This is a genomic window from Fictibacillus solisalsi (genome assembly GCF_900103485.1).
Taxonomy (GTDB): domain Bacteria; phylum Bacillota; class Bacilli; order Bacillales; family Fictibacillaceae; genus Fictibacillus_C; species Fictibacillus_C solisalsi.
Genome location: NZ_FNHW01000001.1, coordinates 1,138,755 through 1,162,483, shown reverse-complemented (window position 1 = coordinate 1,162,483; position 23,729 = coordinate 1,138,755). Strand labels below are relative to the sequence as shown.

Sequence of the window (23,729 nt, the reverse complement as noted above, 5' to 3'; positions counted from 1 at the left end):
AATCCCTCCTAACAGGTAGTATGCCAAATAAGAGGATCAACAATCACCGGACGTAAAAAGGAGTCCATTCACCTGAATATGAATGGACTCCTCTGCTTTTTAATTATCTTGCTTTTTTATCTTCTCTCATACGTTTTGAAGCACGATAGGACATATCGCGGCTTCCTCCGCCGCCCTGATGGCGCTGCTTGTCATTGCGGCCTCCGCTTCTTCGCTTGTCACGGGAATCGTTGCCGCGCTGAGGACGTCTGCGGTCACCGTAGCGGTTGTCGCGTCGTCCTTTTTTAACAGCCAATGGCGGTTCAAAGGTTAACTCGATCGGCGTAGTATCCGGCTCTTTTGTCAGCAATTTTAAGGCCGCTGATACAAGGGATACTGAATCGTGTTCTTCAAGCATTTCCACTGCTGTTTGTTTATAGCCGCCGATATCACCATCTTCAATGACATTCAAAAGCTTCTCAACAGCCATGCGCTGTTGCCCTTCCATCGCTTCATTCATGGATGGTACCGGACGTTTGACCATCTTGCGTTTTGTTATTTTTTCGATGGTATAAAGGTGGTCGATTTCGCGCGGTGTAATAAAGGTTACCGCATAACCTGTTTTTCCTGCACGGCCTGTACGTCCAATACGGTGGACATAACTTTCAGGGTCTTGAGGAATATCAAAGTTATATACGTGAGAAACTCCGCTGATGTCCAGTCCACGTGCTGCAACGTCCGTTGCTACAAGCACTTCAATGGTATTGTTTTTGAATGCGCGAAGCACCATATCACGCTTGGATTGTGGAAGGTCACCATGGATTCCTTCAGCTGAATATCCTCTCTTGTTCAGTGCTTCAGATAATTCATCCACACGGCGCTTTGTACGTCCAAACACGATGGCAAGTTCAGGTGATTGAATATCAAGCAGTCGGGTAAGAGCATCGAATTTCTGCTTTTCCTTAACCTCTACATATTCCTGTTCAATACTTTTAACAGTCATTTCACTTGCTTTCACGCGGATAATCAGGACATCCTTCATAAACCGTTCAGCAAGCTTTTGAATTTGTTTCGGCATAGTCGCCGAGAAGAGCATGGTATGGCGTTCAGTTGGTACGTTCTCAAGAATAGTCTCAATATCCTCAATGAAGCCCATATTCAGCATTTCATCTGCTTCATCAAGAACCACGGTGTGTACATCTTCAAGTTTTAACGTTTTTCTGTTGATATGATCAATGACACGACCTGGAGTACCCACAATAATATGAGGACCATTCTTCAACGCTTTGATTTGACGTACAATGGATTGTCCACCATAGATCGGCAGCGTTTTGATTCCCTTGTATTGGCCAATTTTATTTAATTCTTCTCCAACCTGAACTGCAAGTTCACGAGTAGGAGCAAGAACGATACCCTGAATTTTACGGGCCTTCACGTCAATTTTTTCAATAAGCGGAATACCAAAAGCCGCGGTTTTCCCTGTTCCTGTTTGTGCCTGACCGATAAGGTCTGTTCCTTTAAGTGCTGTAGGAATCGTATCACGCTGGATCGGTGTCGCTTCCTCAAATCCCATATTATTAATGGATTTTAGCAATTCGGGACTTAAACCTAATTCACTGAATGTTGTCAATGTGTAACTGTCTCCTTTTTCGTCAAAACCATTTCCTTATACTTCCCAAAACATCCTGAAATCATCTTTTACAATCTTAAAAAAACCATACCCATCTTGGTCTTTTTGTTCACAATAAAGATCATTAAACAAAGTAGGCCTTAAAAAAAGGCACATATGTAATATGCCCCTATACAGAAGTATATATAAACAGTTTTGCCGTACAATTTATTATCGAACATAACCTTACCACGCCAGAAGAAATAATGCAACCTTAACATGCTGGACCGTTACGATAGAGGAAGTGGAAAAAGAGAATAATTTCCTGGTTCCATCGCAAGCTAATCATTAGATTAATTCGATGAAACGGGTGAAATAATGAATCATAATTGGCTGTCCATTATACCTTTTCTTGTGGTAATTCCAATCGCCATTAAAACGCGGCAGGTACTTCCCGGTTTATTTATCGGTTTACTTGCCGGCTGCTATTTGCTTGAGCCTTCCCTCATCGGAGGTCTCAAAAAGATGCTTTCATTTATCATAAAAGGGCTGACTGACCACAGCAACCTGAAAATCCTGCTCTTTTTATACGCGTTTTCCGGTCTGGTTGGCATCATCAAACTGTCAGGCGGAATACGCGGATTTGTGGAAGCTGCCTCCTCAAAAATTAAAACAAAAAAAGGCGCCCTTTTTCTGACGTATGTTTCTACCATCGGGACATTCAGTGCGCCGAGTTTCCGCTTTGTTACCATCGCCCCCATTATGCGGTCATTGCTGAAAAAAGTGAAAATGTCAACACAAGAACTGGGTTTTGTCATTGAGTCGACCGCTACACCCATCATTGTTTTAATTCCGGTTGCAACCGCGTTTGTCGGCTATATGACCTCTATTGTGGATATGGCACTCGAGAATGAAAACATTCATCAGGATGCTTATTCTTTATTTATACGTAGCATTCCCTACAATTTTTTCTCCTTTGTGATGATTTTGCTGGGGATTTATTTAAGCTTTTTTCATCATTCCAGCTCAAAACCAATGAGCAGCAACGAATCCATTGATCAACCTGATGAGGATTGGCACAACTGTGATCCTGCAGTCTCCAAAGAGCTTCCGGTAAAGCCTTGGAACCTTTTAATTCCGCTCATTATTACTGTCATTCTCACATTGCTGCTCACCTGGTGGGACGGAAGTAAAAAAGCGGATGGCTTCCTTCAATCTTTCATCAAAGCGGATGTGCTGGATGCAATGGTCATTGCCCTTGTGATTACGATCTTGTTTTCTTTTATCTTTTACCGGTTCCAGGGGATGAAAACCGGGCCGCTGCTTGAAGGCTTTATCGCTGGAGGCAATGATTTAATGTCGGTGATCGTGCTGCTCACTGTGGTATGGGGGCTGTCATCCGTTACGGACAAGCTTGGATTTTCTGCATTTATTACCAGCCATGCCGGTTGGATTCCAGCGGCTTTTGTTACTCCGGTGCTATTTATTTTCGGTGGTGCTGTTTCTTATTTTATCGGATCTGCCTGGGGGACGTGGGGAATTTTAATGCCCCTTGGCATCTCCATGTCTGAAGCAGCCGGCATATCCCTACCGCTTGTCATCGGTGCTGTTTTTGCAAGCGGCACGTTCGGAGCATTTGCCTCCCCGCTTAGCGATGATACGAACACCATTGCCCGCATCCTCAATATTCCGGTGATTGAATATGCCAAATACAAATTAAAACCCGCTCTGATTGCAGCGGGCATAACGGCGGTATTATATGGAGTCACAATGCTTTTATTTTAATTCCCCCGCTTTCAGTGACTCCACTGCATGTTTAACTTCCTGAATTTGCGTACTGTACCGTTCCTTTGTCCATGAATTATAGGATGGATGAGGGACATTTTCGATGAGGCTCCAGCGTGGGCTTAGTACTTCAGCCAGCCTGAATTGCTTTTGCGCAAAACGGCCGCAAGGAACGATCACAAGCGGACGGCTGCTTAGCTTTTTCAACCGCTCTTTAAAATCCGCAAGCATGATTTCCTGAAACGAATTCCATTCATCCTGTTTGTAGGTATCTTTGTCATTGGACGTTCGTACTTTTTCAACCACCTTTACAAAATCAGAATGCTCATTCACCCATTCCCCGGACGGAATGGCCTCACTTTGCATCGGGAACGGACAGACATTCATAATGCCCAGACCTTTGTATGGCCGTTGTTCGCTGTGTTTTTTCAGAAGCCGGCCAAACGGTAAATCCTCCTGTTCTCCAAACAGCACTTTGCTTACAGAACGACCTGAAGAACCCGCCAGGGGTGCTCCATGTTTAATTTCTTCACGATGGGGAGATTCGAGAATGAATAAAATATGTAAGTCTGAAGAGAAAAGATCTGAAACCGTAAATTGCTCTTTAGCCTGCAAAAAGATCTTCTTCATGTCCGATAACATGGCCTGATCATCCTTTCTTTATTAAGAGGTCCACTTATGGACTATACCCTTTTTGAGTGAAGAAGAAAAGTCAGCTGTAACACAAAATCCTTTTCATAAAAATCGATCTCGGCTATAGTATCAGGAGAGTAGTAAAGGTGGAAGAAGATCACTGTGCGATGAAGAGAGAGGATGATGGATATGAAAATAACGATTACACAGCCTGCCGCAGACTGGTACCGTAATGAACTGGAATTAAGCGAGGGTGATCAATTGCGTTTTTATGTGCGCCTTGGAGGCTGCAGCACGGTACAGAGCGGGTTCTCACTCGGTGTGACAAAGGAAGCCCCCAAAGAAGCGGGAGCATTGGTTGAGCAAGACGGTATTACGTTTTACGTTGAGCGGGAAGATCTTTGGTACTTTGATGGTCATGATTTGACCATTGATTTTAATAAAGATGACGAAGATGTAGATTTTTCATATGAATAATGAAAAAGGAAGGAACCGCAGGTTAGTGGTTCCTTCCTTTTTTTATCAGCTTCTCCAGCTGGTCCATTTTATTTTCGCTTTTCAAGATTTCGGACTGTTTGGTTCCCATCAAATCAAAATGGGGATAGCCGTTATGGTGGTCGATCCATTCTTTCTTCAGTCCATACCTTCTTCCCCATGCTTCAAGTTTGGAAAGATTACTGCAGCCGACTTTGGTTACCGTTTTAACGTCAGGAAACCGGGGATCATACCAAAAATGGGTTAGAAACGCGATTTCACCGTCCTCCACTGCGGCCTTCCAGTGCTGCAGTTCTTCTCGTTGCAACCCGAACGCCATTACAGTTCCTGCTTCCGCTTTTTCTCTTTTTCATACGCGAGATGCCATTCAGGAAAATACTTTTTCATGGACACTGGTTTGAAACTGTCTTTTTTCACACAAACATGGGTGGAGCTGCCTGTGATGCACAGATCACCCTGGCTGTTTCTAATTTCATAGCCATATACCACCTTGACTCCTGTATATTCCTCCACCCAAGTCTCCACAAAAGCTTCCTGGCCATAGGTCAGCGGCTTTTTGTAGTACGCATGAATTTCGGTCACCGGGGAGAGGATGCCATCCTGCTCCATCTGCGCATAACTGAAGCCCAGATCTCGAATAAAAGCCGTTCTTCCCAGTTCGAACCAGACCAGATAGTTGGCATGATAAACGACACCCATCTGATCGGTTTCAGCATACCTTACTTCCACTTTTGTCTTTGAACGCAACATCGTTTGCTTTCACCTCGAATTTGAGTGTACCACAGGAAGGCGAACCATAGAAATAAAATGCAAAAAACCCCCATGAACGGGGGTTTGTTTTTCACTTATTGGTTTTTGCGAAAAGACTGTTCATCCTGTATTTCATTTTGAAACGACTGAATGCTTTCTTCTCTTCGCTGGTTTTTTTCACGGATTTGCTGTTTTTGCTGATCCGTCATATCCGTATTTTGCAGGGAGTCGTTTGCTTCCTGAATGTTTTCTTGTGTATTTTCAACCATTTGCTGCAGTCTTTCAGCATTATTGCTTCTATCATCTGGTTTCGCCATGATTATCTGTCCTCCCAATATTTGATCCATTATAGTTTGTATCAAACCGGAGAATCTATACGTTATCCCAGCTTTTTCAAGATAATCGGCGAGTTATATTCCATGCTGAGTTCGCATAATTCCTTTAAAGCCCTCCAGCACTCCACGACTTCTTGCTCATCGTGATTCTGCATCGTAATTTCAAGCCAGTTCAATTCTTCAGCCAGTCGGATGGAAGATCCAATCCAGATTTTTTTATTTTTCACCGTAATAAAAAAGGGCTCTTCGAAACGAAATGGCAGGTAAAATCCCTCAACGTTTGGATGCATAATAATATGCTGATATACAGTGCCTTTTGTCAGCTTTGCATATAACAAAAGCACACCATCACTTTTTGCGGCAGCTTTCTTTAATTTTGTAATAATGGTTTCTGAACCTATCTCAACCGTTCCAATCTCATTTCCCCAATTGAGTTCTTCACGAAAAGGAACCAGATGGCCAAGACGCTGCATTTGCAGCTCAAGTTCGCGGTAAAGCAAATCCTGGTCTTCTTTTTTGGTTGAAACAGGCAGCGGTTTTACTTCAGCAGTAATCAACCCTACCCCTCCTATTTCTCATCTATATACAATTATTCGCTTTCAGTCGATTTATATGGTGGTAGTACACATAACAAGCAGAAAATGGGACAAAAAAAAGCCATTTTGCTCTCGAAAAGCAAAATGGCTTGGTATCGCAGTTATCCTTTTGGAGGTACATAATCGGGATGCTCGTTGCCTTTATTGGCCATTTGCTTCCCTTTGTTCCCTTTTCCTTCCCGCGGCTGTGTGCCAAGGTGGCTTGGCACGAATCCCTGAGGATGTCTTTTAGGATTGCTCATTGCTTCAACCTCCTTAAAGGGCTTAAGGCTTGCGGGACATCAATATTGTCAGCAAGCTCCTTTCTAGCATTTCCCGCAAATCAAAAAAGAAACAGGTACTTCCTGTCTCTTTTAGGCTCTTCTTGTATGTCTTTCTTCCAGCTTCTTTTCAATTCTTTCCATTTCATCCTGATTGCTCAACAACTCGCGTTTATTTTCCATTACCAGGTCTTTAAATGAAGCATGTCTGCTTTTTCTCACTTTTGCATTCCTTCTTCCTGATTGGTCTATTATTACTTTTGACAGAATAACATTTTTTTATTCAAATGTTCAGAAAAATAAGCACAAAAAAAAACCCTCCAAAAGGAGAGCTTTTATTATTAGTTTTGTGGCTGTTTGTTGGCAATCTTGTTGCGGAGAACCATTGGAAGAATTCCTCCATGGCGATAGTAATCGATCTCCACTTCACTGTCAAAACGGGCAACCACATCAAATTCGGTTTTTGTGCCATCTTCGGACACCGCTGTAACTTTAACAACATCACGAGGCTTCACATTTTCGTCCACTTGTACAGTGAAGGATTCTTTTCCAGTCAGACCATACGTTTCAGCGTTTTCGCCTTCTTTAAACTGCAATGGAAGAACGCCCATCAATACAAGGTTGCTGCGGTGAATACGCTCGAAGCTTTCAGCAAGAACGGTTTGGATTCCAAGAAGGTTTGTACCTTTAGCTGCCCAGTCACGGGAGCTTCCCATTCCATAATCCTTACCGGCAATGACCATCAAGCCAGTATTGTTCTCTTTGTATTTCATCGCTGCTTTATAGATGCTCATGACTTCTTCATTCGGCCAGTATGTTGTCCATCCTCCCTCAGTTCCAGGAGCGATCTGGTTACGGATACGGATGTTCGCAAACGTACCGCGCATCATGACTTCATGGTTTCCTCGGCGGGAACCGTATGAGTTGAATTCACGTGGTTCTACACCATTTCTGATCAAGTATTTCCCTGCAGGAGAATCTTTGGCAATTGCCCCAGCTGGTGAAATGTGGTCAGTTGTAACAGAATCTCCGAATTTCGCAATCAGGCGAAGGTCTTTAAGCGGCTGAATTTCTTTAAGTTCCGCAGAAAGATTTTCGAAGAACGGCGGGTTCTGGATGTAAGTGGACTTATCATCCCAGCTGTACAGCTTATCTCCAGTTGTTTTTAATGCGTTCCAGCGTGCATTCTCATCGAATACATCTTCGTATTCCTTTTTGAACAACTCAGGAGTTACCGCCTGGCTCATTGCTTCTTTAATTTCTGCAGAAGATGGCCAAATGTCTTTAAAGTATACATCATTGCCTTCGCTGTCTTTTCCAAAAGAATCCGTTTGAAGGTCAATATCAACTGTTCCTGCAAGCGCATAAGCAACAACTAGCGGCGGAGAAGCCAGGTAGTTTGCTTTCACTAACGGGTGAATACGTCCTTCAAAGTTACGGTTACCAGAAAGTACAGAAGTGACGGTCAGATCATTCTTGGCAATCGCTTGTTCTACTTCAAGTGACAAAGGACCGGAGTTACCGATACAAGTCGTACACCCGTATCCAACAAGGTTGAAGCCAAGTTGATCCAGGTAAGGCATAAGTCCTGCATTTTCCAGGTAGCCTGTAACAACCTTGGATCCCGGAGCTAGTGAAGTTTTCACATATCCAGGTACTTTTAATCCTTTTTCAACAGCTTTTTTCGCCAATAGACCAGCACCAAGCATTACGTAAGGGTTGGAGGTATTGGTACAGCTTGTGATCGCAGCAATCGCAACAGCACCAGTTTTCATCACGGATTTTTCGCCATCTGGATGCTTAACGGTTGCTTCTTTATTGATCTCTTCTTCAGTCAAGCCAAATCCGGCATTTCCTTGTGGAGAAACAAGTGCTTTATTGAAGGCATCTTTCATTTTAGAAAGAGGGATCAAATCTTGTGGACGTTTTGGTCCGGAAAGATTGGATTCGATTTCAGCAAGATCGATTTCCACCACGTCAGTGAAAATTGGATCTTCAGAAGAACCTGCAGTGTAGAACAACCCGTTGGCTTTGCTATATTCTTCAACAAGCTTGATTTGATCTTCAGATCTTCCAGTCAGACGAAGATAGTTAAGCGCCTCTTCATCAACCGGGAAGAATCCACAAGTAGCACCATATTCAGGAGCCATGTTAGAGATGGTCGCACGGTCAGCCAAAGGCATTTCCGCAAGTCCAGGGCCAAAGAATTCTACAAACTTGCCGACTACTTTTTTCTCACGAAGCACTTGGGTAACTTTAAGCGCAAGGTCAGTTGCTGTTGCGCCGTCAGGAAGTTCACCAACAAGCTTCACACCAATTACTTCAGGCACCGGGAAATAAGACGGCTGTCCGAGCATTCCGGCTTCCGCCTCGATTCCACCAACACCCCATCCAAGTACGCCAAGACCATTGATCATGGTCGTATGGGAATCGGTTCCAACCAATGAATCAGGGAATGCTTCAAGCTCTCCGTCAATTTCATGGCTTTGAACAACGGATGCAAGATACTCAAGGTTTACCTGGTGAACGATACCTGTTGCAGGTGGAACCGCACGGTAGTTGTCAAACGCGGATTGTGCCCAGCTAAGCAGCTTGTAACGTTCTTCGTTTCGTTCAAATTCAAGATTCATGTTTACATTTAAAGAGTCAGCTGTACCAAATTTATCAACTTGGACAGAGTGGTCAACGACAAGGTCAACTGGAATATCAGGATTGATTTGTGCAGGGTCTCCACCCATATCTTTCATGGCTTTTCTAAGGGAAGCCAAGTCAACCACTGCCGGAACACCTGTAAAGTCCTGCAGGATAACGCGGGACGGTTTGAAAGGAACATCGATATTTTTGACATCTGAAGTTCCCCATTTAGAGAGGTTCTCAATATGTTCTTTCAATATTACTCGGCCGTCATATTGACGCAAGACAGACTCAAGCAAGATTTTAATGGAATAAGGCAATTTGGATATATTGCCCACACCCGCTTCTTCGAGTGCCTTTAGACGATAATAGTTGTAGGTTTTTCCATTGACGCTGAATGATGAACGCGCCTTGAAAACATCATTTTGTTGTTTACTCATTACTCCACTCTCCTCCTTCAAAAAAACCATCATACCAATCATACACTAATTCAGAGAAAAATTGTCGAAAAATTGCTAAATCCCATGCAATATTCGCTCTATCTGTTCTACAATCTTTTCCCTTACTTATCATACGAAAGTGCTTTCAATAAGTAAAGTACAGAATAGTTATTAAACGATATAAGTAAATCTTATAAAGTAAAATAATCACCAAACCGCTAGGTCTTCGTATGATATAAAGACTTCAAAAAGATACTGAAAGGAGAGTCGACGGCATGGCGATCTTAAAACATTTGGCCACATTGCTTGCGATTATCGGAGCATTGAACTGGGGATTAATCGGATTATTTGATACTAATGTAGTCAGCGCTATTTTTGGAAGCGGTTCCACAACCGGGCAGGTCATTTATGTCCTCGTAGGTTTGAGCGGACTCTGGCTCCTGATCGATTGGTTCAGGAAAAAATAGTTGAATTACCAAAATTACCACTTTAAAAAAAGCACTCCAGAAATAGGGAGTGCTTTTTTTCGTGCTACTGCGCAGACTAACAGACAAGGGGGTGGAATACAAATGTCCAAGCCTAAAGGAAAAGCAAATCATGTCCGTCCCGGCATGAACGCAGCAAAAGCACAAGGCGGCGGTGCAGGTTATAATACAGAGTTCGGCAATGAACAGCTGCAGGCACATAATGAACCGTTGACCGAAGCCCAAAAGCAAAACAATAAAAAGACGAAAAAACGTCATTAATTCGGGTACTGGTTTATGTAGCCCTTAAGCTCGTCACGGTATTGCTCAAGCTGCTGTCTTTGATGTTCGGAAGACACTTCAAGGGCATTATCGATCTGCTGAAGAGCTTCCTCTGCCTCTTTTCTCAGTTCTTTAACTCTTGTGCCATAGTCCGCAGCATCTGATTGAATCAGCTGATGTGCTTCAACGGCTTGCGAATATCCTTTTTCTGCATCCTGAAACGCTTGTTGCTTGTCTTTATGATACGGCATTGTTGTTCTCCTTTTTGATTGAGATGCATTTACTATGCCAAAACAAGCGGCAAATTATTCAATTTTCGGAGGTCACCTATGACAGAGCATAACCGGTTTAAAGATATTCGGAAAAATGCCCCGAAGGGTGAAAATCCCGGGCAGCCGGAACCGTTAAGCGGTTCAAAGAAAGTGAAAAACCGAAATCATACCCGCCAAAATCATGGCGGAAAAATGTAAGCCAGCCAAAAAAGCTGGCTTTTTTTAAAGGGAAAGAAAAGCAGAAAGCAGGGCAGCCTCATCCGCTTCATCCACGGTCCTGGGATCAATGTGGCAACAATCATTTTTGACGGTAACAATCACTGGAACAGTTTTTTCCCTCAGCCTCCTTGAAAGCTCGGAGGCAGAAAATGCGGGATGTGTTACTTCTATAATATAGGTAGGCAGCACAACATCAGGCATCGTTCCCCCGCCAACCATGGAATGTCCCTTGATGATATGGCACTCGTACTCTGAGGCAAGCTTCTCATTAATCCGCTCGGCCTGAATCTTTATTTCTTCTTCAGACCTGACTATATCGCGAATGGCAGGAATTTCTTTGGCCGCTTCTTCCTTGTGGTAGGAAAGCAGGGTGGCTTCAAGGGCCGCCAATGTCAATTTGTCTACTCGAAGCACCCTTGCCAGCTGATGTTTTTTCAAGTGATTGATCCATTTGCTCTTTCCTGCAATGATGCCAGCCTGTGGTCCCCCGATCAATTTGTCACCAGAAAACGAAACAAGATCTAGCCCGGCATATATTCTGCTTTTTATTTCAGGCTCTTCTCCAATTCCATACCGTGGAAAAGGAAATAATGAGCCGCTTCCCAAGTCTTCGTATACGATCAGCTCCTGGTGCTTTTCCTTTAAAGTAAGAAGTTCATTGGAGGAAACCGTTTTGGTAAATCCGGTGATCTTAAAGTTGCTTGTATGTACTTTCATCAGCATGGCCGTTTCCTCATTGATCGCCGCGGAATAATCATGAAGGTGTGTCCGGTTGGTTGTTCCCACCTCTTTCAAAATTGCACCGCTCTCTTCCATAATGGAAGAAATGCGAAAAGAACCTCCGATCTCCACCAGTTCTCCCCTCGAAACAATTACTTCTTTTTGTTTGGCCAATGCGGATAAAACCATATATACAGCAGCGGCATTATTGTTGACCACCAACGCGGCCTCACAGCCAGTAATATCGCAAATCTGATTCTCGATAATATCGTGGCGCGATCCGCGTGTTCCTTGTTCAAGGCTGTATTCCAAATTGGTATAAGAAGAAGCAGCCGACATCACATGTGCCACCGCAGCCGAACTTAATCGAGCCCGTCCAAGGTTCGTATGAAGTACTATCCCTGTTGCATTAACAACTTTTCTTAAAGTATAAGCCCCATTGATCTCCATCTTTTTGCAGACTCCGGCACTTACAATAGCCATGAAACGCTCCCTCTCGCGATCTTTCCCATAGCTTCCTTTCAATAAAGAAAGGCGCAGTGCATCAATTTCTTCTTGCACCCATTTTTTAATAACAGAGACGGGTATGTCCTTTTCACCGCCTTCCCAATCGTTCTGTTGCAAAACGGCATGAACAGAAGGCAGCAATCGTAACTCTTCCATAGAGTATTACTTCCTTTCATTTCTATCTCAGTAATTTTTCTCAAGCCAAGCTCCCTTTTTCGCACTTTCGCGCAAAAATGATTATACTAATTCTTAAGGGGGTGTAGCACATGACAAGCCAGGATAAAATTCGATTAACCCAGCTTTCCACAAAAGGCGGCTGAGGCTGCAAAATTGGTCCAGAGGACCTGGCACAAGTTTTGTGCCATTTACCAGAAAGAGAACCGGACCCCAACCTGATCGTAGGACTCGAAACATCCGATGATGCCGGGGTTTATAAAGTAAGCGATGAGCTCGCTTTGATCCAGACGGTGGACTTTTTCACACCAATCGTTGATGATCCTTATATGTTTGGCCAAATTGCGGCTGCCAATTCGTTAAGTGATGTATATGCGATGGGCGGTACGCCAAAGACTGTTCTCAATATTGTCGGGTTTCCATTAAAGACACTTGGACATGACGTGTTGGCTGAAATCATGAAAGGCGCGGCTGATAAGGTAAAAGAATCAGGTGCAGCCATCGTCGGCGGACATTCCATTGACGACCAGGAACCGAAATTCGGGCTCTCCGTTACAGGATTTGTCCATCCTGACCACATTTATAAAAATGTCGGGGCCAAGCCGGGAGATGTGCTTATTTTAACCAAGCCTATTGGTATCGGCATCCAAACGACAGCCATTAAACAGGGACGGTTGAACGATACACAAATTCAAGAGGTCTCTGAAATCATGGCCAGTCTGAACAAAAAAGCGGCCGAAGTCTTGGGTTCTTATCATCCCAATGCCGTGACCGATGTTACGGGCTTCGGGCTGCTCGGGCATGCTAGCGAAATGGCCAAAGGCAGTCAGGATGTTTCAATGAACATTACGTATTCTGCCGTTCCGGTCGTAGAGAGAACAAAAGAGCTCGCTCTTGATGGCGTGGTTCCCGGGGGAACCAAAGCAAATCACAGGTGGATAAAAGATCTGATCACCTATCACAGCGATTTGCAGGAAAGTGATCAATGGATCTTATGCGATGCCGTTACATCAGGCGGGCTACTGATCAGTATACCTGCAGAGGAAGCGGATGATTGCCTTGCTGATCTTCACCGAACCGGCGTGGTTCATGCGGCCAAAATCGGAACCGTATCCAAACGAAATGAAAAACTGATTCATGTCAACTACTAAAAAAACTCCGTTATTTCGGAGTTTTTTTATTTTTCCACCTTCGTTTCCCATCATCGCGTACAGTGTAACCCATCCTGTCTAATAGCTCGAGATATGGTATTAAAAATTTTCTCGAAACCCCAAGCAACGTTTTGGCTTCTTGTACAGAAAAGGATTCAGGGAATATCTTCTCCAATTCTTCCATTTGCTTATGGACCACAAGGGCATGGATCAGCCTGTCATCATCAAGTTTATAAGCTGCATCCGAGAGGATCATAAACTGGACAACATCCTGATAAAGATCAGCAGGAAGCTGCCCATCCTGGTATAGATCATAAAATGGCTGAGCTTCCATTCCCTGACTGAGCATTTTTTTCTCAAGCTGCTCAAAGCGTTTTTCCCAGCCTGCCGGCACATGGGGTGCGAATGACTGATGGCGGATGTACTGATTTTTCTGCACAAGAACCTCTTCGGCCAGCAATTCTTTCAGACAATATTGCATTAATTCTTCCTTTTCATCCCGGAAGCTGTGAAGCAGTTCCGCTTTGTCCATCCCCAGGCGAAGAGTATGCTGCTGGTGGTAGTTTGTTACACGGCGGATCAGCGCTTCTTTCATTTCATTCACTTTTTCAGTGAACGCATAAACACCCTTTTGGATTTCTGTAATGAAAGAAGTTAATTGAAGTTCTTTTATGGTTTCTGAACAACCTTCTTTCATGCCGAGAACGGTAGAAAGTTCTTCTTCTGATAAAGCACCACTGCGTTTTAGTTCCCTGGCTGCCCACTCCATCGGTGTTCCTTCCTTTTTTTCCTTTAGACGATTGACGGTAGACATGCCAAACCTATATTTCCTCCCCATGGGATCGATGATTTCGCCACCGCCTATGGTTTCTTCCGGGGAAGGCCGCCTGAGAATAAACCGATCGCCTTTTCTGGCGACTATCGTTTGCACCAATCTCACCTGGCAATAAATTTCATTCTCTTTTTCCCTGGTCTCATTCCGGTCGAAGAAAACAATTTTCCCCATTACTTCAGACGTTCCTATGTAAAACTTAACGAGCTGCCGCTGCTTCAGATTTTTTGCGTTTTTCGAAAGAATCAGCAGAACATCCAAACAATCACTTACCGAATACTGACCGGGAGAAACGAGGACATGTCCCCGTTTGACCTTCTCCCTGCCCACACCTGCCAGGTTCAATGCCGCACGCTGGCCTGCTCCCGCAGACTCAACCACTTTATTGTGTACTTGCAGCTGCCGGATCCGTACGTGTTCCTCCCCCGGTTCCAGTGCGATCATGTCACCGGTTGTGACCCGCCCTTCAACGATTGTTCCCCGCACCACCGTTCCCTGCCCTTTAACAGTAAATGCCTGGTCAACGGGCAGCCGGAACGGACCCGAACGAATTTTAGATGGAACGGCTTGCGCCAGCCGAACCAGCTGATCTTTAAAAGATGCTATTCCCGTCCCGCTCAGGCTGTCAACAAAGTAAACAGGTAGCTCCTCAAGAGTTGTCCCTTTTGTGAGCTCTTCAATCTCGTCTTTCAGCAATTCCTTCCATTCGGGATCGGCTTTATCACTTTTGGTCACGGCACAAACCGTCTTTGTAACACCTAAGAACTGCAAAATTTCAAAGTGTTCAATAGTTTGCGGCATAATGCCTTCGTCAGCCGCGATCACAAGGATCACCAAGTCAATTCCGGCGACACCTGCAATCATCTGTCGAATAAACTTTTCATGCCCCGGCACATCAATAATGGCAGCGGAAATCGTTTCACTTAACGAAAAAGGGGCGATCCCCGGCTCAATCGTTATGCCTCGTTCTATTTCCTCTTTCAGCGTATCGGTATCCACCTGGCTGAGCGCTTTCGTCAAGGCGGTTTTTCCGTGATCGATATGGCCGGCAATGCCGATGGTGATATGTTTTGTTGCCAAAGTTCCCGCTCCCCTTTTGTTTTTATTTGGGTTCATTTTATCATGCCGTACCGTCATCATGTTATCAAAACTATCTATCCTGCCTGCATTGTGCTATACTTAATAAAAGTGAGGTGGCGTTTTGAGCAATTATAAGCCGAAGAAAAGCAACCTGAAATCATTGATCGCAAAGAAGAAAATGAAGATTGAAGCTCTTTCCAAAAGTACGAATATTTCAGTGGATCAATTAAACGATTATCAATCAAAAAAAGTCATGAGCTTGAGCAATGCAATGGCCATCGCAAAAGAACTTGACTGCCAGGTTGAGGATTTATATGACTGGAAAGTAGTAAAAGAGTGAATTCTTCACTCTTTTTTCACGTAAAGAATAACCATTTTTTATAATGAACAAAGGAGAGAGCAAAACTGAAAACAAACCTGTTTACTGCGGGGGAATCCGTAAAAATCAAAGCGACCGATGAGATGGTTACTGTATTACGCTGCAAGTTTATCAAAAATATGAAGCGTTATTCCTATGTGGTAAAAGAAAACCCATCTACTTTTTATTTTGAAGAAGAACTCGCCAAAAAATAATACTACTTTCTCGGGGCCAGAAGCGTAGCTGGTGCTTGCCTGAGTCTTCAAAACTTTTTGGGAGGCGCGTGCCGTCTCCGGTGGGTTCGATTCCCACATGGTCCCGCCAATTTAAATGATTAGATTATAAATAAAAGGTAAAAAGAAGAAGGCAGCGCCAGCGCCGCCTTCTTTTTTTATTGTCCCTTGTGATCCCCTGCAATCACATCGGCAAATGCTTTAACATAGTGTGGCAGATCTGGCGGACGGCGGCTTGATACCAAATGACCGTCAACCACCACGGCTTCATCGAGCCACTCAGCACCTGCATTCTCCATATCATCCTTAATTCCGGGAGTACTTGTTACCTTTTTGCCTTCAAGAATTTTAGCGGAAATCAGCACCCAGCCCGCGTGACAAATCTGTCCGATCGGTTTTTTATGCTCCTCCATGTGCCTCACAATTTCGATTACTTTTGGAAAACGTCTGAGCTTGTCCGGCGCCCAGCCTCCAGGAACGAGCAGCGCATCATAATTTGACGGATCAACATCATCAAACGAAAGCTGAGCCGTGACAGGCACTCCATATTTCCCTTTGTACACTTCTCCTGCTTTTTCCCCGGCAAGGTCCACTGATGCCCCTTCTTCCTGCAAACGCAAAACAGGATACCACAATTCCAAATCTTCAAAGTCATGATGTACAAAACTTAAAATTCTTTTGTTATTCAACCGCACGCTTCAAAGCACCTCCAAAATAATGATTGTTTGTACGGACAGCGTACCCTTGCTTACGGACAGAAGTCAAGCCGAGGATCTTCTATTTCCCAAAACCCTGACACAGTAGGGGGGTATCGTTCCCTTTCATCCAAAACAAAACCACTTTTATGCATGGATGTATATTTATTTTATGCACCGATGAATATTTATACATACCGAGTTTTCCCCATGTTTATCCACAGTTTCGGTTATTCACACTTATCCACAACTGCCCCTGTATCAATGTTTATAACCTTCTGTACCATCCTGCAAACTGTTATAGTTCAAATTTCTTATCTGTTACAGTCTGAAAACCTTGTCGTTTGCTGTCGCTCGAATTATTTCCCGAGCTTCTCCCCTCTCTCCACCCATTAACAGATGGATATTGATTTAAAGCGCTTTCCCCCTTTATAATAAAGAAAGGATACATAATGTGGTTTCTGGCAACCATATCGATCGGGGTGACATACATGTCTACAGGCTTTTTTCTGTTCATCGCACTTTGGACCGTTTTTTTAATCTCTATGTTTGCGATCGGCGGATATTTTATGTTTCGAAAGTTTTTAAAACGCCTTCCTAAAGAAGACGGCAAGTCCATACTTGATTGGCAGGAGTATTACATCTCCCAAACGAAACACCTATGGACACCGAAACAAAAAGAATTTTTGGAAGAACTCGTCTCACCGGTACCCGAATTGTTTCGGGACGTGGCACGCGAAAAAATAGCAGGGAAAATCGGGGAACTCGCTCTTTCCGAGAAAGCTCCAGTGATGACTCAGGATTTGATTGTTCGTGGATACATTATCGCCACTCCCAAACGTGACCACAAATGGCTCGTTAAAAAATTGAACGAAAAACAGATCGACCTCTCCCCTTACCGGAGCTTACTGGGATAAAAAAAACTCGATCACCAATTGGTGATCGAGTTTTTTATGATTGCAGCACTTTTTTATAGCCATAATACATGGCCACTCTCCAGGGGAGAATCATGCCAAACGCCACGATAAAAAACAACCCGCTTGTTTCTGGATAAGATATCTGATGTCCCAGGTAGGTTTTCATCGCCATCCGAATCAAAAACAGAATGATCAAAATCGCGGCAAACGCCTTTGACCGGATCAGATAGACTTCCCCTCCCCTCTTCTCAAACTTGCTCGTTTTGATAAGGAATATGGAAAAAAGACAGCCTACCAGAAAGGCCTCCCCTGCTTCCATCCATGTTACCCGAAACATGGGAACCACGAACATCAGAAAACCGGTGGACATGAAAAACGGAGGCAGGATAATTTTTTTTAAAGAAGCCGGTTTTTTCGTAGCTTTTAAACGGACAAAAATAACAGTTACAGCCATGACAGCTGCCACAATACTGCTCGCAATGAAGAACAACATTTTTTCCTTCTTTCTTAATCAGATGTATCCCCATCATCCTCTGCGATCGATAAGATAATTGTCATGGTTACGCCAAGCACCGTAAGATAAACGCCAAGATCAAACAGCATGGCTGTAGCAAGCTCGGTATCACCGAGCAGCGGCAGGTGAAAGTGTCCAAATGAATGGCTTAAAAACGGAACACCAAACACAAACGAACCCATCCCTGTCAAAAAGGCAATTAACAGACCTGCTGCCAGCACGATTCGATAATTCACGGGAATGACACGATTGATGGGTCCTATACCGTATGCCAGATATAAAAGAACAATCGCTCCCGCTCCCATCAATCCTCCAATAAATCCGCCGCCCGGCGCGTTATGGCCGGAGAAAAAGGAATTAACCGAAAAAGCAAGAATGATAAACACAATAATATTCGTGGTGGTTTTTAAAATAAGATCATTACTGCCTCTATCCAAGCTATACCTCCTTAAAATCCTTGAAAGCCGCCAAACACCCGGTTCACAAGAAATGAAGTAAATTTCGTCATCCAATCAAAGTATAACACGACCCCCATGGCAACCATTAGAAAACCGCCTGATTTCATGATCTGCACATTGTACCGTTTAATACTGCTTAGTTTATCCAAAAAGAAGCTTAAAAAGAAAAACGGAACAGCAAAACCGAGCACATAGCAGCCCATATACAGCATGCCCGCTCCCGGGTTGGAGACCGCGAGTGCAATCACCGCACCAAGGATGGGACCGGTACACGGTGTCCATCCTGCAGAGAATCCAATTCCGATCAACACTGAACCAAGATATCCCGTAGGACGATTTCTGAACGTCAGCTTCCTGTCTTTCATTAAAAAAGCAGGCTTAAATACGCCGAGCACCAGGAGTCCAAAGACCACGATGATAATGGCGCCAAACTGACGCAGGAAATCTTTGTACTGTGCAAAAAGACCGCCGATGTACGATGACGATAGTCCAAGCACGAAGAAGATAATTGAAAATCCGAGCAGGAAATAAAACGTGTGCAGCAGCGCCTGCTTCTTTTTCATTCCATGTTCTTCTTTCAAATCACGGACCGAAATTCCGGTGATGTAGGAAAGAAAGGCCGGATAGAGCGGCAGACAGCAAGGTGAGATGAAGGAAAGCAATCCTGCTCCGAAAGCGAGCCAAATGTTTAAGTCCATTGTGTCGACTCCTCTATATGTAATACTTTAAGTTTAAATGAAAGTGGACCTGTTCTTCAATGAAAAAAAGATTTCTAGCCCACCTCTTCCGAAAGTTTGTCTTTTTGCTGAAGAGCATACATTTTAAAGTAAAGCCCTTTCATCTGAATCAATTGCTGGTGAGTTCCCCGTTCCACAATTTCTCCTTTATGAAGGACAAGAATCTGGTCGGCATCTTGAATGGTTGACAGCCGGTGGGCAATCGCAATGGTGGTTCTTCCTGCCCTCATCTTTTGCAGGGCATGCTGGATTGCATCTTCTGTTTGTGTATCGATATTTGCGGTGGCTTCATCCAGAATAAGAATTTTCGGTTCAAAAGCCATAGTACGGGCAAACGAAATAAGCTGCCGCTGACCAGTAGAGAAGGTCGAGCCTCTCTCGCCGATTTCCTGATCATACCCTCCAGGCAATTTTTCAATAAATTCGGAAGCCTGTACGAAGTCAGCTGCCTCCTTCACCCGCTCCCTTGTAATGTTCGTATTGAATAAGGAGATATTATGGGCGATATTACCGGCAAAAAGAAATGAGTCTTGCAGTACCAGCCCCATTTTACTTCTTAATTCCGGGTTTCTGAAATGTGACAGCGGAACAGAATCAATTGTAATCTCTCCCTGTTTCAGTTCATAAAACCTCATTAACAAATTGGTGATCGAGCTTTTGCCGCTTCCGGTATGCCCGACAAGGGCCACCGTTTCACCGGGACGGGCATGAAACGAAATGTTTTTCAAAACCAGGTGCTTGTCATCATACGAAAACGAAACATTTTTAAACTCAACGGAACCCTCGGTGATGAAAGGATGACTGCCGCCCTTTGTCCCAGGTGCTTCATCGTTTTCATCCAGCAGTTCAAATACTCTGCCACCGGCAATTATGGCCTGTTGAAACATGGACAGCCTCATCATGAGCATATTGACGGGTTCAAAAAAGCGGTCCATATAATTAACAAACGCATAAATCACGCCGATTTCAACCGGGCTCGAAAACGATTTGATCCCAAAAAACGTAAGAACAATCATGATGGCGAGAACATACACAAGATCTACCGCCGGCCGAAGCAAAAGGCCATTGTATTTAATATTTTTCATCCATGCTGCATTATGTTCCATGTTAACATCCGCAAACTCTCTTTTGAGGCGCTTCTGCTGGTTAAAAACCTGGATAACGCTCATCCCCTGCAGCGACTCATTAAGTTTGGCATTCAGTTCACTGAGTTTTTCGCGCATAAGCAAAAACGATTTGGAGCTGTATTTGCGGTACAAGACCATAATGAAAGCAATCACCGGCAATAGCACCAGGCAGAACAGTCCCAATTTTACGTTCAAGTAAAACATCGCCATAAATATGCCCGCTAAATATACGATATTCTGGACAAATGCAGAAAGAACACTAACATAAAGATCCTTGATCGCTTCTGTGTCATTCGTTATTTTTGAAACGAGGCTTCCTACAGGTGTGCGGTCAAAAAAACGAAGTCCAAGGCTGTGCACCTTCGTAAACACATCGATTCTCATGCTCTGAATGATGTTCATGGCCGCCGTTTGGAACAAAACAAGCTGAATGTAATTCAGAATACAAGACAATATGATAATACTGATGTATCCCAGAGCCAAAAGGAGGATGACGCTATGATCAAAATTTCGCGGAGTCAGGTGCTCGTCGATAAATACTTTAATAATAATCGGACCGAGAAGATCGGTTCCCGTCGCGATTATCAATAGTACAAAAGCAGTAATGAGCCTTTTCTGATCACGTTTTAGATAAGAGAGGAGCCGGTTGAACACTGCCCGCTGCTTGATTTCTTTTGTATTTGCCTGGTCCATGTTCATCCTCCTTTTGCGATCATTGATTCCAGTGCCTGGCGTTCGTATGTATCCCTGTACCATCCGGGCTTGGCAATCAGTTCTTCATGTGTTCCTTTTTGGATCATCCGGCCTTCATCCAGCACAAGGATCAGATCGGCATGATCTACACTGGACAGCCTGTGAGCAGTGATAATTGTCGTCTTATCTTTCCGCTTACGTTTCAGGTTTTTCAGAATGTCTTCTTCTGTCCGTGCATCAACCGCCGAAAGCGAATCATCAAGGATGAGCAACTCCGGGTCTGTCAGCAGGGCACGTGCGATAGAAATGCGCTGTTTCTGCCCGCCGGAGAGAGTTACGCCACGCTCGCCCACTACGGTTTCAAACCCATTTTTAAATTGAACGATGTCCTCATAAACAGCCGCATCCTTTGCTGCCTGTTTGATGTCTTGAAAAGAAGCGTTATATTTTCCAAAGGCAATATTCTCTGCAACGGTTGCAGAGAAGAGAAAATGATCCTGCGGCACATAGCCGATGGCTTCTCTTACCGCATGAAGTCTGTAATCGTTTATATCGTGCCCGGCCAGCATGATCTGTTGATCTCCCACTTCAAACTCTTTGAGCAGCAACCGGCAAAGAGTCGTTTTTCCGCTGCCTGTCTTTCCAACAATCCCCATGGTTTTCCCTTCCGCCAGTTCAAAGTGAATGTTCTTTAGAACTAACGGACCAGAATTTTCATATGAAAAGGATGACAGATTCATAACGACCGAGCCGACAGGCGGATCCTGAAATCCTTCCTCTTTTTCAGAGATCACATCATCCACTTTTAATAGAGCTGTCACCCGGTCATAGGAAGCTCTTCCTCTTTCAACGATATTAAACAGCCAGCCGAATGCCAGCATCGGCCAGATCAAGAGACCAAGATAGCTGGTGAAGGACACAAGCTGTCCGATCGTAAGCTCGTCGTTTAAGACAAGTGAAGAGCCGTAAGAAACTGCAAGAAAAAAGGAAGCGCCGACAACGAGGGATATCGTTGGATCAAACAAAGCATCCACCTTGGCCACCGAAATATTTTTTTGGATTACACCCTTCGATAGCCTCTTGAAGGCATCCACGTCCTGCTCTTCCTGGCCAAACGCTTTGATGACCCGTGCTCCTGAAATGCTTTCCTGCACTTTATCGTTCATTTCCGAGAAAGCTTTCTGCGCTTTATGGAAGCGCTCGTGAAGCATGGTACCATACCGGCTGGTCGACCAGGCCATAAACGGGAGCGGGAGCAGACTGATGAGCGTCAGCTTCCAGCTGATGGTAGCTGCCATTGTAATCAGTGTAAAGCCGCCCATCATCGAGGAATCAACGAGCGTCAGAACCCCGTCCCCCGCAGTCTGCTGAATCGCCTGCAGATCATTGGTGGAGTGAGCCATCAAATCCCCTACTTTTCTTTTTTGATAAAAGCGGGGAGACATGTTCGTAAAATGGGTATAAAGCTGGTTCCGCAGAAGCAAAGCCAGCTGAATGGAGGCTCCGTAAATCAGAACTCTCCAGAAAAAGCGCAATATGTATACCGTAATTGCCACCACCGCCAGAATCAGCATGTAACTCCCAAGCCGTTTCCCACTCAACGAATCATTTTTTATAAGATCCACCGTATAGCCAATGATTTTTGGCGGAATAAGAAGGCACAGCGACACAAGTGCAAGCAAAGCAATCCCCGTGAGGTACCTTCTTTTTTCCTGTTTGAAGTACCACATCAAGTCCCAAAACACATTCAAACCATACATCCCCTTCCCAAAAACCCCTCTTTATTTTACCAAATAATGAAAATTTTAAAAATCCTTTCCTGTAATAAAAAAAGCCGCCCTACAGTCCACATGGACCATAAGGCGGCTGATTACGAGATCTAAGAAGAACAAATCCGGTATCAAGGATAAAGATGAATTTAACCAGTGACGTAAGAAATGATCAACTCTCTATCGTCGTTGAAGAAAAATCAGCTTGTCACTGATTCATTACTTCATTTGTTTGTTCATTGCCTGCATCATTTGGTTAATTTTCTTTTGGGATGGTTTCTGGCCCATTTGCATCATCATGACCCGAAGCATGTTTTCATTAATTGGCGGATTTTTTTGCAGATAACTCATCATGTATTTGCGGGCAATAAAAAAGCCGATAGCTACGCCTGCAAGAAGCGCTAGAATACCCACAAGGATATAATAAAACATAGTAAAACTTCCTCCTTCATGTTGTCTAGCACTAGTTTACTATAAAGTGATAAACATATACAAGATGGACACTAAAATATTTATGAGCCGTACCCGGTCTTCGCTTTCAACGGATTCAGCCATCCATAACGGTAATATTTAAAATCCATGGCAAAAAAGCAGCGCTCGTATTTGCGCATCGTTTCAAAAATAATAGTTTCCGCTTCAAAACCACCCACGCTCTGAAGAATGAGGTAGCGATCTGAAAAGCTGAGCCTGGCAGAACTATTGTCACTTTCCAGTAAAAAGGAATGAACTTCCGTATGGAATCCCTTTTTGGAGAGCAGCATCTGCTTTAAAAAGGTTTGTAAAGGATCGATATGAAGCGGAGACGTGATGTACTCGATTTGCTTTTGCAGGACATTCTTCTGTGCGGTAAAGGTTTTGTATTCCTCTAAAAAGAGCTGAAAAAGCTTTGACTCTTTTCCAAAGTATTGTTCAGCAACCTCTTCTTTTAGCTTATAAATGAAATACTCTCTCAAGCCCCCGCCACCTACTCTCGCTTTTTCCCCAGTATATAGCATGTCCAATAAAATAGTT

28 protein-coding genes and 1 tRNA gene are annotated in these 23,729 nt (G+C 44.0%); 9 read left to right on the top strand and 20 right to left on the bottom strand.

All coding sequences use genetic code 11. The features are described 5' to 3' along the window. Window positions 1–103 precede the first annotated feature (103 nt). Window positions 104–1,609, bottom strand: coding sequence for a degradosome RNA helicase CshA (gene cshA, locus BLT53_RS06035; protein WP_090233468.1), 1,506 nt, complete (start codon window positions 1,607–1,609; stop codon window positions 104–106). Between the two features lie 357 nt (window positions 1,610–1,966). Between cshA and BLT53_RS06030 the strand changes: the two genes are divergently transcribed. Continuing rightward, window positions 1,967–3,373, top strand: a complete 1,407-nt coding sequence (locus BLT53_RS06030; RefSeq protein WP_090233467.1) for a Na+/H+ antiporter NhaC family protein — start codon at window positions 1,967–1,969, stop codon at window positions 3,371–3,373. Here BLT53_RS06030 and BLT53_RS06025 read toward each other — a convergent pair. After that, window positions 3,365–4,015: a uracil-DNA glycosylase family protein gene (locus BLT53_RS06025; protein ID WP_090233466.1), complete on the bottom strand. Its 651-nt coding sequence runs from the start codon at window positions 4,013–4,015 to the stop codon at window positions 3,365–3,367. The genes BLT53_RS06030 and BLT53_RS06025 overlap by 9 nt on opposite strands. A gap of 180 nt (window positions 4,016–4,195) precedes the next feature. Between BLT53_RS06025 and BLT53_RS06020 the strand changes: the two genes are divergently transcribed. Continuing rightward, on the top strand, window positions 4,196–4,483 hold the full coding sequence (locus BLT53_RS06020) for a HesB/YadR/YfhF family protein (RefSeq protein ID WP_090236727.1): 288 nt from the start codon (window positions 4,196–4,198) through the stop codon (window positions 4,481–4,483). 22 nt (window positions 4,484–4,505) lie between these two features. Here the strand turns inward: BLT53_RS06020 and BLT53_RS06015 are convergent, their stop codons facing one another. The 7 genes from BLT53_RS06015 to acnA all read right to left on the bottom strand — a co-directional run bounded on the left by BLT53_RS06015 (window position 4,506) and on the right by acnA (window position 9,516). Further along, entirely contained in the window at window positions 4,506–4,820 is a 315-nt protein-coding gene (locus tag BLT53_RS06015; RefSeq protein WP_090233464.1) for a hypothetical protein, read from the bottom strand. Then, entirely contained in the window at window positions 4,820–5,251 is a 432-nt protein-coding gene (locus BLT53_RS06010) for an acyl-CoA thioesterase (RefSeq protein ID WP_090233463.1), read from the bottom strand. Before BLT53_RS06010 ends, BLT53_RS06015 begins: the two co-directional genes overlap by 1 nt. Before the next feature lie 95 nt (window positions 5,252–5,346). After that, window positions 5,347–5,568, bottom strand: coding sequence for a small acid-soluble spore protein Tlp (gene tlp / locus BLT53_RS06005; protein ID WP_061969803.1), 222 nt, complete (start codon window positions 5,566–5,568; stop codon window positions 5,347–5,349). Window positions 5,569–5,630: 62 nt separating this feature from the next. Continuing rightward, window positions 5,631–6,143, bottom strand: coding sequence for a hypothetical protein (locus BLT53_RS06000; protein WP_090233462.1), 513 nt, complete (start codon window positions 6,141–6,143; stop codon window positions 5,631–5,633). Between the two features lie 140 nt (window positions 6,144–6,283). Beyond that, window positions 6,284–6,424, bottom strand: a complete 141-nt coding sequence (locus tag BLT53_RS05995) for an acid-soluble spore protein N (protein WP_090233460.1) — start codon at window positions 6,422–6,424, stop codon at window positions 6,284–6,286. A gap of 111 nt (window positions 6,425–6,535) precedes the next feature. Further along, window positions 6,536–6,664: an FbpB family small basic protein gene (locus BLT53_RS05990; RefSeq protein ID WP_090233459.1), complete on the bottom strand. Its 129-nt coding sequence runs from the start codon at window positions 6,662–6,664 to the stop codon at window positions 6,536–6,538. Between the two features lie 119 nt (window positions 6,665–6,783). Further along, on the bottom strand, window positions 6,784–9,516 hold the full coding sequence (acnA, locus tag BLT53_RS05985; protein ID WP_090233458.1) for an aconitate hydratase AcnA: 2,733 nt from the start codon (window positions 9,514–9,516) through the stop codon (window positions 6,784–6,786). 275 nt (window positions 9,517–9,791) lie between these two features. Here acnA and BLT53_RS05980 point away from each other — a divergent pair, with 275 nt between their 5' ends. Next, window positions 9,792–9,983 (top strand): DUF378 domain-containing protein, encoded by a 192-nt coding sequence (locus tag BLT53_RS05980; RefSeq protein ID WP_090233456.1) that lies wholly within the window; start codon window positions 9,792–9,794, stop codon window positions 9,981–9,983. A gap of 102 nt (window positions 9,984–10,085) precedes the next feature. Then, on the top strand, window positions 10,086–10,262 hold the full coding sequence (gene sspO / locus BLT53_RS05975) for a small acid-soluble spore protein SspO (protein WP_090233455.1): 177 nt from the start codon (window positions 10,086–10,088) through the stop codon (window positions 10,260–10,262). Here the strand turns inward: sspO and BLT53_RS05970 are convergent. Next, on the bottom strand, window positions 10,259–10,513 hold the full coding sequence (locus tag BLT53_RS05970; RefSeq protein WP_090233453.1) for a hypothetical protein: 255 nt from the start codon (window positions 10,511–10,513) through the stop codon (window positions 10,259–10,261). The two genes, sspO and BLT53_RS05970, sit on opposite strands and share 4 nt — an antisense overlap. 78 nt (window positions 10,514–10,591) lie before the next feature. Between BLT53_RS05970 and BLT53_RS05965 the strand changes: the two genes are divergently transcribed. Beyond that, window positions 10,592–10,732, top strand: a complete 141-nt coding sequence (locus BLT53_RS05965) for a small acid-soluble spore protein P (RefSeq protein WP_061969788.1) — start codon at window positions 10,592–10,594, stop codon at window positions 10,730–10,732. Between the two features lie 24 nt (window positions 10,733–10,756). On the opposite strand, the gene selA is transcribed toward BLT53_RS05965, so the two are convergent. After that, window positions 10,757–12,136 carry an L-seryl-tRNA(Sec) selenium transferase gene (selA, locus tag BLT53_RS05960; RefSeq protein WP_090233451.1) on the bottom strand — a complete coding sequence of 460 codons (1,380 nt, stop codon included), beginning with the start codon at window positions 12,134–12,136 and terminating at the stop codon, window positions 10,757–10,759. Between the two features lie 110 nt (window positions 12,137–12,246). Between selA and selD the strand changes: the two genes are divergently transcribed. Further along, window positions 12,247–13,305: a selenide, water dikinase SelD gene (selD, locus tag BLT53_RS05955; RefSeq protein WP_090233449.1), complete on the top strand. Its 1,059-nt coding sequence runs from the start codon at window positions 12,247–12,249 to the stop codon at window positions 13,303–13,305. 10 nt (window positions 13,306–13,315) lie between these two features. On the opposite strand, the gene selB is transcribed toward selD, so the two are convergent. After that, entirely contained in the window at window positions 13,316–15,217 is a 1,902-nt protein-coding gene (selB, locus tag BLT53_RS05950; RefSeq protein ID WP_170834248.1) for a selenocysteine-specific translation elongation factor, read from the bottom strand. Window positions 15,218–15,338: 121 nt separating this feature from the next. Between selB and BLT53_RS05945 the strand changes: the two genes are divergently transcribed. Then, window positions 15,339–15,557 (top strand): helix-turn-helix domain-containing protein, encoded by a 219-nt coding sequence (locus BLT53_RS05945; protein WP_061969781.1) that lies wholly within the window; start codon window positions 15,339–15,341, stop codon window positions 15,555–15,557. A 245-nt stretch (window positions 15,558–15,802) separates the two neighbouring features. Then, window positions 15,803–15,899: transfer RNA gene (locus BLT53_RS24935), tRNA-Sec, on the top strand. Between the two features lie 67 nt (window positions 15,900–15,966). Here the strand turns inward: BLT53_RS24935 and BLT53_RS05940 are convergent. Beyond that, window positions 15,967–16,503: a type 1 glutamine amidotransferase domain-containing protein gene (locus tag BLT53_RS05940; RefSeq protein WP_090233446.1), complete on the bottom strand. Its 537-nt coding sequence runs from the start codon at window positions 16,501–16,503 to the stop codon at window positions 15,967–15,969. 491 nt (window positions 16,504–16,994) lie between these two features. Between BLT53_RS05940 and BLT53_RS05935 the strand changes: the two genes are divergently transcribed. Next, the gene (locus tag BLT53_RS05935; protein ID WP_090236726.1) at window positions 16,995–17,420 is read left to right on the top strand and encodes a DUF2621 domain-containing protein; all 426 of its coding nucleotides are present in this window, start codon (window positions 16,995–16,997) and stop codon (window positions 17,418–17,420) included. 34 nt (window positions 17,421–17,454) lie between these two features. Here the strand turns inward: BLT53_RS05935 and BLT53_RS05930 are convergent, their stop codons facing one another. From BLT53_RS05930 to sirA, 7 genes are all read right to left on the bottom strand, one after another. Beyond that, window positions 17,455–17,913, bottom strand: a complete 459-nt coding sequence (locus BLT53_RS05930) for a CcdC family protein (protein WP_090233445.1) — start codon at window positions 17,911–17,913, stop codon at window positions 17,455–17,457. A gap of 14 nt (window positions 17,914–17,927) precedes the next feature. After that, window positions 17,928–18,371, bottom strand: a complete 444-nt coding sequence (locus BLT53_RS05925; RefSeq protein ID WP_090233443.1) for a Na(+)/H(+) antiporter subunit B — start codon at window positions 18,369–18,371, stop codon at window positions 17,928–17,930. Window positions 18,372–18,382: 11 nt separating this feature from the next. Then, the gene (locus BLT53_RS05920; protein WP_090233442.1) at window positions 18,383–19,090 is read right to left on the bottom strand and encodes a cytochrome c biogenesis CcdA family protein; all 708 of its coding nucleotides are present in this window, start codon (window positions 19,088–19,090) and stop codon (window positions 18,383–18,385) included. Between the two features lie 74 nt (window positions 19,091–19,164). After that, the gene (locus BLT53_RS05915) at window positions 19,165–20,955 is read right to left on the bottom strand and encodes an ABC transporter ATP-binding protein (protein WP_425284651.1); all 1,791 of its coding nucleotides are present in this window, start codon (window positions 20,953–20,955) and stop codon (window positions 19,165–19,167) included. Beyond that, the gene (locus BLT53_RS05910; RefSeq protein ID WP_090233440.1) at window positions 20,952–22,700 is read right to left on the bottom strand and encodes an ABC transporter transmembrane domain-containing protein; all 1,749 of its coding nucleotides are present in this window, start codon (window positions 22,698–22,700) and stop codon (window positions 20,952–20,954) included. Before BLT53_RS05910 ends, BLT53_RS05915 begins: the two co-directional genes overlap by 4 nt. A gap of 237 nt (window positions 22,701–22,937) precedes the next feature. After that, window positions 22,938–23,150 (bottom strand): YneF family protein, encoded by a 213-nt coding sequence (locus BLT53_RS05905; RefSeq protein WP_061969769.1) that lies wholly within the window; start codon window positions 23,148–23,150, stop codon window positions 22,938–22,940. 80 nt (window positions 23,151–23,230) lie between these two features. Continuing rightward, window positions 23,231–23,671, bottom strand: a complete 441-nt coding sequence (gene sirA, locus BLT53_RS05900; RefSeq protein WP_170834247.1) for a sporulation inhibitor of replication protein SirA — start codon at window positions 23,669–23,671, stop codon at window positions 23,231–23,233. Window positions 23,672–23,729: the final 58 nt, after the last annotated feature.